General features: G+C 74.0%; 9 protein-coding genes. 2 read left to right on the top strand and 7 right to left on the bottom strand.

The features are described from left to right. On the bottom strand, positions 1 to 430 hold a 430-nt coding region (locus tag HW445_RS13340), incomplete at its 3' end, for an SDR family NAD(P)-dependent oxidoreductase (RefSeq protein ID WP_374939643.1). A gap of 128 nt (positions 431 to 558) precedes the next feature. On the opposite strand from HW445_RS13340, the gene HW445_RS13335 reads away from it, so the two are divergent. After that, a complete protein-coding gene (locus HW445_RS13335; protein WP_180221238.1) occupies positions 559 to 975 on the top strand; it encodes a VOC family protein in 417 nt (138 codons plus the stop codon). 148 nt (positions 976 to 1,123) lie between these two features. Beyond that, positions 1,124 to 1,357: a twin-arginine translocase TatA/TatE family subunit gene (locus tag HW445_RS13330; protein WP_180221237.1), complete on the top strand. Its 234-nt coding sequence runs from the start codon at positions 1,124 to 1,126 to the stop codon at positions 1,355 to 1,357. Here HW445_RS13330 and mnhG read toward each other — a convergent pair whose 3' ends face one another. From mnhG to HW445_RS13300, 6 genes are read right to left on the bottom strand one after another with little or no spacing between them, the layout of a single operon-like run. After that, on the bottom strand, positions 1,358 to 1,720 hold the full coding sequence (gene mnhG, locus HW445_RS13325) for a monovalent cation/H(+) antiporter subunit G (RefSeq protein WP_180221236.1): 363 nt from the start codon (positions 1,718 to 1,720) through the stop codon (positions 1,358 to 1,360). Next, positions 1,717 to 1,983 carry a monovalent cation/H+ antiporter complex subunit F gene (locus tag HW445_RS13320; protein ID WP_151769607.1) on the bottom strand — a complete coding sequence of 89 codons (267 nt, stop codon included), beginning with the start codon at positions 1,981 to 1,983 and terminating at the stop codon, positions 1,717 to 1,719. Before HW445_RS13320 ends, mnhG begins: the two co-directional genes overlap by 4 nt. Next, positions 1,980 to 2,522 (bottom strand): Na+/H+ antiporter subunit E, encoded by a 543-nt coding sequence (locus HW445_RS13315; protein WP_180221235.1) that lies wholly within the window; start codon positions 2,520 to 2,522, stop codon positions 1,980 to 1,982. The genes HW445_RS13320 and HW445_RS13315 overlap by 4 nt, the downstream gene beginning before the upstream one ends. After that, on the bottom strand, positions 2,519 to 4,039 hold the full coding sequence (locus tag HW445_RS13310) for a Na+/H+ antiporter subunit D (RefSeq protein WP_180221234.1): 1,521 nt from the start codon (positions 4,037 to 4,039) through the stop codon (positions 2,519 to 2,521). The genes HW445_RS13315 and HW445_RS13310 overlap by 4 nt, the downstream gene beginning before the upstream one ends. Beyond that, the gene (locus HW445_RS13305) at positions 4,036 to 4,464 is read right to left on the bottom strand and encodes a Na(+)/H(+) antiporter subunit C (protein ID WP_180221233.1); all 429 of its coding nucleotides are present in this window, start codon (positions 4,462 to 4,464) and stop codon (positions 4,036 to 4,038) included. Before HW445_RS13305 ends, HW445_RS13310 begins: the two co-directional genes overlap by 4 nt. Continuing rightward, positions 4,461 to 7,340, bottom strand: coding sequence for a Na+/H+ antiporter subunit A (locus HW445_RS13300; protein WP_180221232.1), 2,880 nt, complete (start codon positions 7,338 to 7,340; stop codon positions 4,461 to 4,463). Before HW445_RS13300 ends, HW445_RS13305 begins: the two co-directional genes overlap by 4 nt. Between the last annotated feature and the right edge of the window lie 32 nt (positions 7,341 to 7,372).

The following is a 7,372-nucleotide window of genomic DNA, read 5'->3' as shown; positions in this document are numbered from 1 at the left end:
CGGAGGAGATGTTGACGATCGCGCCGCCCTCACCCGCCGTCATGTCGCGGACCGCGCGCCGCGCGCAGATCAGGTAGCCGAGGACGTTGACCCCCAGCGCGTCCCGCATGCCCTCCGGGTCCGCGTCGGCGAGCCGGCCCACCGGTCCGCTGATCCCCGCGTTGTTCACCAGGCCGGTGACCGGGCCCAGCCGCTCGGCAGCGGTGTCGAACAGCCGGTCGACCGAGGCGGCGTCGGAGGTGTCGACCGCCACCGGCACCGCGCGGACCCCCAGGTCGGCGGCCTCGGCCGCCACGCGCTCGGCGGCGGCCGCGTCGGAGCGGTAGCCGATCACCAGGTCGTGCCCTCCGGCGGCGAGACGGCGACAGACCGCCGCTCCGATACCCCGGCCGCCCCCGGTGACGACGGTGATCCTGCGCTCAGTAGTCATACCGGCCATGATCGCAGTGCGGGGACGGCGCCCCGCGCCCGCCCTTGATCACGACCCGGAAAAGCCGCTGCCCGGCACCGCCGGACGGGCTAGCCTGACGGGCCGTCACCGACGAAGGGATGTCACCCATGCAGGTCAACATGGTGGGAACCGCGTACGCCGCGAAGGACCCGGCCCGTGCCGCGGCCTGGTTCGCCGAACACTTCGGGCTCCGGGTGAACATCGACCTCGGCTGGTACGTGAACACCCAGCACCCCGATCACCCGAAGTTCAGCCTGGACTTCGTGCAGCGGGACCACGAGTCCTGGCCGGAGGCCATGCGCGGCCGGGAGGTCGTCGGCGCGCTGGTGGCCTTCCTGGTGGAGGACGTGGACGCGGAGTTCGCGCGGCTGAGCGGCGCCGGGGCCGAGATCGTGCTGGACCTGGTGAGCGAACCGTGGGGGCAGCGGCGGTTCCAGGTGGCCGGGCCGGACGGGCTGCTGATCGAGGTGCTCCAGGCGGTCGCCCCGGACCCGGAGTGGCTCGCGGCGAACGGCCTGGGCTGAACGGGACCCGGGCTGAACCGGGGCCCGGGCTGAACCGGGGCCCGGGCGGGGCCGGGTGGGGCATGGGCAGGCCTCGCGGGGGCGGGTAGATTCTCCGGCGGCACGGCCTCCCGCCGCGCCCGCCCCACCGACCACAGAACGGGATCCCATGTTCGGACTGAGCGAGCTCGCCGTCGTCCTGCTCGTCGTCGCCGCCGTCCTCGCGGCGAAGCGGCTGCCGGAGCTGACGCGGTCCATGGGGAAGTCGGCCCGCATCCTCAAGGCGGAGTCCCGCGCGCTGAAGGACGAGCCCGCGCCCGGCGAACCCAGGGTCGTCCAGGGCGAGGCCGGCGCCCGCGACGCCGCCGGGCGGCCGGGCCCCGGCGGCGCGGCCGGGGCCTGATCAGTCGTCCTGGCCCGGCCGCCGTTCCTCCGGGGGCAGCCGCCGGGCCAGCGCGTCCTCGGTGAGCGACTCCTCGGCCAGCGCGGACGTCCGGTAGGCGGTCCGGCCCACGATCTGCCCGGTCACCGGGATGGTCAGCAGCTGGAACAGCGCCACCAGGGCCAGCGGCACCGCGTACCGGGGCGCGTTCTGCAGGGCGGCGCCGAGCAGGATCAGCAGCAGCCCCAGGGTCTGCGCCTTGGCCGCCGCGTGCTGCCGGCCCACCGCGTCGGGGAAGCGGAGCACGCCGACCGAGGCGAGCAGGCAGAAGACCGCGCCGGCGATCAGCAGCACGGCCGACGCCACGTCCAGGGCGGTGCTCACCGCATCCCCTCCCGTTCCTCCACCAGGTGCGCCGCCGTGACGGAGCCGACGAAGGCGAGCAGGGTCACCGCGAGCAGCACCGGCAGCCCGGTGCCGTCCTCCCGCCGGGCGGCCTCCGCGGCGATGCCGGCCGCGAACAGGGTGACCAGCACGTCGAGGGTGACGATCCGGTCCAGCACCCCCGGGCCGATCACCAGCCGGACCACCGTCAGCAGGGCGGACAGGCCGAGCAGGATGAACACGACGTAGTAGACGGCGGTCACGCGTCGTCCTTCCGTGACGTCGGGGAGGTGGAGGGGTCCGGCCGCCGGCCCAGCGCGGCCACCAGCCGGCGTTCGGTCGCCAGCAGTTTCCGGCGGGCCTCCTCGGGCTCGCCGGACGCGGCGACCAGCAGGACGTGGACGTAGAGCACGCCCCGGTGGCGGTCGATCTCCAGCACGAGGCTGCCGGGCGAGACGTTCGTGACCAGCGTCGCGAGGGTGACCAGCAGGTCGGTGTCCGCGTCGAGCGGCAGTTCCACGATCGCGGCCCGCACCCGGGGTCCGTGCCTCAGGGCGGCCCAGCCGACGGCGGCGGCGGAGACCACGAGGTTGCCGGTCATCCGCACGCACAGCGCGAGCAGCCGCAGCGGGCGGACCGTGATCTGCCGGGACACCTGCGGGAAGCGCGAGACGGCGAGCACGGCGACGGCGACGAGCAGGCCGCCGAGGATCACCAGCGGGCTCGGCGTGGACCAGAGCAGGATCCACAGCAGCCACAGCCACAGCAGCGAGGGCAGCCGGCGCAGCAGGGAACGGTTCACGGGCCCTCCCCCTCACCGACCAGCACCGCGTCCCGGTAGCCGCCGGGCCGCACCAGTTCGGTGGCCGCCCGCTCCCCCATGGAGGCCAGCGGTCCCGCGGCCGCCGCGAGCCCCAGGCCGGTGAGGGTCATGGCGACGGCGGCGGACATGGTGAGCAGCACCCCGGGCCGCCGGCGGAGCGGGAGCGGTTCGCCGAGCCCCGGGGAGAAGGCTCCGCGCCAGACCCGGACCATGGCGTACAGGGTGAGCACGCTGGTGACCAGCGCCGCCGCGGCGAGCAGCCAGGCCGCGACCCCGCCGTGCGCGGCGGCGGCCCGCAGCAGCGCGAACTTGGCGATGAAGCCGGAGAAGGGCGGCACGCCGGCCATGCTGAGCCCGCCGACCAGGAAGAGCAGTCCGGTGACGCCGTGCACCCGGCGGGCGCCCTCGCCGCGTTCCATCCGGGAGAGTTCCGCGGTCCCGGCGGCGTTGACGATGAGTCCGGCGACCAGGAACAGGGTGGCCTGGGCGGTGATGTGGTGCAGGATGTACAGGATCGTGCCGGTCAGCCCGGCGACGTCGGAGAGCGCCAGGCCGAAGATCATGAAACCGACGTGGCTGACCAGGGTGAACGACAGCAGGCGGTTGATGTCGTCCTGGGCGATGGCGCCGAGGATGCCCACCAGCATGGTGGCGACGGCCAGCACGGCCGCCACCCACCAGGCGCCGTCGCGGGGGAAGACCAGGCTCTCGGTGCGCACCATGGCGTAGACGCCGACCTTGGTGAGCAGCGCGGCGAAGACGGCGGTGATCGGGGCGGGCGCGGTCGGATAGCTGTCGGGAAGCCAGAAGTGGAGCGGCACGACGGCGGCCTTGATGCCGAAGACGACCAGCAGCATCAGGCTGAGCGCGGTGCGCAGGCCGGGCGGCAGCCGTTCCGCCTGGACGGCGAGGTCGGCGAGGTTGACGGTGCCGGCGGCGGAGTAGACCAGGCCGAGGGCGGTGAGGAACAGCAGCGACGAGGTGAGGCTGGTGATGACGTAGGTCATCCCGGCGCGCACCCGGTCCGGCCCCGCGTCCAGGGTGATCAGCACGTAGGAGGCGGAGAGCAGCATCTCGAAGGCGACGAACAGGTTGAACAGGTCGCCGGCGAGGAAGGCCAGCGTGATCCCGGCGACCAGCACCAGGTAGGACGGGTGGTAGGGCACGGTGATGCCGGGCCCGCGGTCGGCGTTGTCCTGGCCGACGGCGAACAGCAGCACCGCGAGGGCGACCAGGACGGCCAGGGCGAGCAGCATGGCCGCGAGCAGGTCGGCGACGAGCACGATGCCGATCGGCGGCGCCCAGTCCCCGGCCCGCACCACGATGGTGCCGTTCCGTTCGACGACGACCAGCAGGGCGATCGCGTCGGCCAGCACCAGCGCCAGCGCGGTCAGGGTGACGGTGCGCTGGCGGTCGGTGCTGGCGGAGACGATCAGGGAGAGCCCGGCGGCGAACAGCGGCACCAGCACGGGGAGGGCGACCAGGGCGAGCGTCATCCGGCGTCCCCCCGGTCGTCGGACGGCAGGTGCGGGGTGGGGTCGTCGTCGGCGCGTTCGGCGACGTCGCCGATGCGGCGGTCCTCCGGGTCGTTCTGTACCTCGTCGTGGCCGGTCAGCCGCCAGGAGCGGTGGGACAGGGCGAGCAGGAAGGTGGTGACGCCGAAGGTGATGACGATGGCGGTGAGCGCCATGGCCTGCGGCAGCGGGTCGGAGTAGGCCTCGGCGTCGACCTCCGGTCCGCCGCCGGTGATGGGCGGTTCGCCGAGCGGTCCGCCGGCCTCCAGGAGCAGGAGGTTGGCGCCGTGGCCGAGCAGGATGATGCCGAGCACGATCCGCATCAGTGAGCGTTGCAGCAGCAGGTGGACCCCGGCCGCGAACAGGCCGCCGACGACCAGTGCCATGGTCACGTCGAGGCTGGTCATGTGCTCCTCCCCACGGCGGTGCCGCCGCCGGTGCCGAGCTTGGGGACGGGGGCGCGCAGTGAGGTGCCGGCGGCCGAGAGCAGGGTCAGGATGACTCCCAGGATCAACAGGTAGACGCCGATGTCGAAGACGAGGCTGCTGGAGGTCTTCACCTGGCCGAGCAGCGGAAGGTGGAAGCTCCACAGGGTGCTGGTGAGCGGCGGGTCGCCGAAGGCGAGCGGGACCATGGCGGTCGTCGCGGCGAGGGTGAGGCCCACGCCGATCAGGTGGCCGGGGCGGACGCGGACGGCGTGCTCGACGTCGGTGGGGCCGCCGACCAGGTAGCGGAGGATGAAGGCCTGCCCGGCGACCAGTCCGCCGGAGAAGCCGCCGCCGGGCCGGTAGTGGCCGGAGAACAGCAGGAACAGGGAGACGACCAGGATCGAGGGGAAGAGCAGCCGGGTGACGACCTCCATCAGCACCGACCGTTCGGCGCCGAGCAGGTCGGTGCTGCCGGGCAGCCAGTGTTCGCGGGGCTCGTCCCAGCGGTCCGTGGGGTATCCGGCGGACTCCGTGACGACGTCGGGGCCGGCGCGGCGTCCGGCGGCGGTCCGGGTGTCGGTGCGGGTGCCGAGCCGGATCAGGCTGATGACGCCGAGGGCGGTGACCATCAGCACGGAGATCTCGCCCAGGGTGTCCAGGGCGCGGAAGTCCACGACGATCGCGTTGACGACGTTCTCTCCGCCGGTCTCGCCGACCCGGCGCAGGTAGTCGCCGGCCGGTCCGGCGTTCTCGCGTCCCTGGGGGGCGGTCAGCGCGAACCCGGCGACGAAGAGGCCGACGAGGAGGGCCACGGCGGCGCGCGCCCAGCGCCCCGGCCCGGTCTGCGACGCGGGGGTGAAGCGGGACGGCATCCGGCGCAGCACCAGCACCACCACGACCAGGGTGAGGGACTCGACGAGGAACTGGGTGAGCGCCAGGTCGGGCGCCCCCTGGACGACGAAGAGCCCGGCCACCGCGTAGCCGACGGCGCCGGTGACCAGCACGGCGGCGAGCCGGTGCTTGAGCATCGCGGCGCACGCGGCGGCGATCACCACGATGACCGCCAGCGGCAGCTCGGCCGGCGTCCACCAGGCGCGCACCTGGTCCAGCGGCGGCATGGCGGTCAGCACGGCGAAGGAGGGGAGCACCACGACGGTGAGCAGGATGGCGGTGAGGTAGAGGGGGAGGGAGCCGACCTGGGTGTACCGGGTGAACACCACGGCGCCGTGGTGCAGGGCGATCATGCCGCGCCGGTAGCACCGTTCGGCGTCCGGCAGCCGGGGAAGGCGGCGCAGCAGCCGGGAGAAGGGGCGGCGGGCGGTGTGCAGGGCGAGTCCGAGCACCACGATCAGCAGGGCCAGCCACACGACGGGGGTCCAGCCGTGCCAGAGCGCCGCGTGGAAGGGCTTGCCGGTGGGCTCCGGGTACTGGTCGGCGTACGGCGCGGTCAGCGCGTCGACGGCCGGGTACCAGAGGCCCGCGACCAGGCCGAGCACGGAGAGCACGGCGGCGGGGGCGAGGAAGAGCGGTCGGGGCGGGTCGGCGGGCCGTCGCGGCCTGTCGTCCCGCTTGGTCGCGAACCCGCCCTGGAGGAGGCGCGCGGTGTAGGTGACGGTCAGCACCGAGCCCAGGCAGAGGGCGGCCGTCGCCCACGCGGCGCCGGTGAGGTGGCCGTGGAGCATGGCCTCCAGGGCGCCGTCCTGGGCGATCCAGCCGACCGTGGGCGGCAGTTTGGCCATGGAGGCGCCCGCCAGCAGCGCCACCACGGCGACGGCGGGCAGCGCCCGGCCGAGGCCGGAGAGTTCCCGGAGGTCGCGGGTGCCGGTCTGGTGGTCGACCACGCCGACCACCATGAACAGGGAGCCCTTGAACAGGGCGTGGGAGAGCAGCAGCACCGCCCCGCCGATCGCGCCGGTGCGGGTGCCCATGCCGAAGAGGGCGATCATCATGCCGAGTTCGCTGACCGTGCCGTAGGCCAGCAGCCTCTTCATGTCGGTCTCGCGCAGCGCCCGCCACGCCCCGACGACCAGGGTGTAGAGGCCGACGGTCAGCACCAGCGGCCGCCAGGGCGCCACGTCGGCGAAGCCGGGGGCCAGCCGGGCGACGAGGTAGACGCCCGCCTTGACCATGGTCGCGGCGTGCAGGTAGGCGCTGACCGAGGTGGGCGCGGCCATCGCGGCGGGCAGCCAGGCGTGCAGCGGGAACTGGGCGGACTTGGCGAACGCGCCGATCAGGATCAGCACCAGGGCCGTCGTCACCATCGCGCCGGCCGGGGGCGGGTCGGCGAGCAGCGCGGAGATCCGGTAGGTGCCGGCCGCCCGGCCCAGCATCACCATGCCGAACAGCATGGCCAGTCCGCCGGCGACGGTGGTGAGCAGGGCCTGTTCGGCGGCCCGCTGCCGGTCGCCGCCCTCGCGGCGTCCGGCGATCAGCAGGAAGGAGGCGACGCTGGTCAGTTCCCAGAAGACGTACAGCAGCAGGAGGTGGTCGGCGAGGACCAGACCGAGCATCACCGCGGCGAACGCCAGCAGCAGTGCGGCCTCGCGGCCGTGGCCGAGGTGGTGGTAGTACGCGCCGTAGACCATCACGGCGACGCCGACGCCGGTGACCACCAGGGCCATCAGCAGGGCGAGGGGGTCGAGACGGAGCGCGATCTCCAGGCCGAGCGTCGGGGACCAGGCGTAGGTCTCGGTGTACGTCGTGCCGTCCAGGACGGCCGCCGTCCGGGTGAGCAGCCAGGCCAGGGAGCCGGCGAGCACCAGGGCGGCGACCGCCCAGACCCCGCGGCCGATACGCCGCGCGGCCGCGGGCAGTGCGGCGGCGCACGCCAGCTGCGAGAGCACGACGACGAGCACGCGACCTCCGGACGCTGGGCGGTGTGCCTCCG

It is taken from the genome of Streptomyces sp. UH6 (genome assembly GCF_013421635.1).
Classification (GTDB): Bacteria; Actinomycetota; Actinomycetes; order Streptomycetales; family Streptomycetaceae; genus Streptomyces; species Streptomyces abyssomicinicus.
The sequence above is the reverse complement of the archived record's forward strand: the minus strand, read 5'-3'. Positions and strand labels throughout refer to the sequence as shown.